This window comes from Streptomyces sp. NPDC090106, assembly GCF_044747265.1.
Lineage (GTDB): Bacteria > Actinomycetota > Actinomycetes > Streptomycetales > Streptomycetaceae > Streptomyces.
The window spans coordinates 1-1,088 of the sequence record NZ_JBIVDS010000055.1 but is presented as its reverse complement, the minus strand read 5'-3'; the positions used below and the strand labels follow the sequence as shown (position 1 = coordinate 1,088).

Here is a 1,088-nt window from a genome sequence, read left to right as displayed (position 1 = left end):
CGGTGTCGCTGAGGAACGACTTCCAGCCGCCGGGCGGCTGTTCGCCGACGCCGAGCCTGCGCAGCTTGGCGAGCACCCCGGGCTTCTGCACGTCCAGCCAGTCGGTGAACTGGCGGAAGGAGACCAGTCGGACGTCCTGGCCGCTCTCCTTCTCGGCGGCTATGTGCTTGAACGCCTCCTCGACGGCGTCCATGTAGATGCCGCCGTTCCACTGCTCGAAGTGGTTGCCGACGAAGAAGGGGGCGCGGTTCGTCTCGTACGCACGCTGGAAGCCGGCGATGTAGGCGCCGGTGGCCTGTTCCCGCCAGGCCGGGTAGTTGGCGGGAGGCGCGTTGGTCGAGTTCACGGACTGGTTGGCGAGCATGTTGTAGTCCATGGACAGGACTTCGAAGCTGTGGCCGGGGAACGGGACCTGCTGGAGCGGGAAGTCCCAGACGCCCTGTTTCTTGTCCGGCCAGACCTGAAGTCCTCCGGGCGAGGAGGCGTCGTAACGCCAGCCGAGTTCGCGGGCGGTGGGCAGCAGGGTGTCCTGGCCGAGGAGGCAGGGGGTGCGACCGCCGACCAGTTCCTTGTCGTAGTCGAAGGGCAGCGAGGGTACGTCGTCCCAGCCGGTGTGTGTCCGCCAGTTCTTGACGAAGGACTTGGCCTGGTCGATCTCGTCGCGCCACTGAGCGGGTGTCCAGTTGGCGACGGTGCCCTGGCCGGAGCAGAAGTGGCCGTTGAAGTGCGTGCCGATCTCGTGGCCCTCCAGCCACGCGCGCCGGACGTCGGAGAGCGTCGCCTTGATGTGCTCGTCGGTGAGGTAGCCGATGTCGGAGGCGCCCTGGGCGTTGTTCGGCGGTTGGTAGAGCCGCTTCTTCGACTCGGGCAGAAGGTACAACCCGGAGAGGAAGAACGTCATGCCGGCTTCGTGCTTCCTGGCGAGGTCCAGGAAGCGTGAGAACAGACCATTGCCGACGTCGCCCGCTCCGTCCCAGGAGAAGACGACGAACTGGGGCGGAGTCTGCCCGGGTTCCAACGGCTCGGGCTTCGCTGGCTGGAGCGGCTGCTTCCCGGTGAACGACGTGGAACCGTCACCGATCCACCGG

At 66.7% G+C, this 1,088-nt stretch carries 1 protein-coding gene; it reads right to left on the bottom strand.

Annotation, left to right across the window (positions count from 1 at the left end; translation table 11 throughout):
• On the bottom strand, window positions 1–1,088 hold a 1,088-nt coding region (locus tag ACIPSE_RS47275; protein ID WP_401676410.1), incomplete at both ends, for a hypothetical protein.